General features: G+C 61.3%; 1 protein-coding gene. It reads left to right on the top strand.

Going from position 1 to position 248, the window contains the following annotated elements; genetic code table 11:
• Positions 1 to 49: 49 nt before the first annotated feature.
• A partial coding sequence (locus tag OQ02_RS39910; RefSeq protein ID WP_033443886.1) for a hypothetical protein occupies positions 50 to 248 on the top strand: 199 nt, incomplete at its 3' end.

The following is a 248-nucleotide window of genomic DNA, read 5'->3' as shown; positions in this document are numbered from 1 at the left end:
GCCTGGTCGGGTGATGACGTGCGAATGTCTGTTCGACTATTGTTCGGGTATGGATGTTTCGCCGGTGTTGTTGACCGAGGACGACGTGTTCGCCGCCATCGCGGAGGTCGAAGCGTCGATTCGGGCATCGCACCGGCGGCGGTTGGAATTGCTGGCGCAGGTGTTGCGGTGTGGTTATGACCTGGATGCGTATCGGGCTTTGGTGCGGGCGAATCCGGCGGAATTCAAGCAGTGGGTGGCGCAGGTGG

The sequence above is a fragment of the Saccharothrix sp. NRRL B-16314 genome (genome assembly GCF_000716595.1).
GTDB lineage: Bacteria > Actinomycetota > Actinomycetes > Mycobacteriales > Pseudonocardiaceae > Actinosynnema.
The sequence above is the reverse complement of the archived record's forward strand: the minus strand, read 5'-3'. Positions and strand labels throughout refer to the sequence as shown.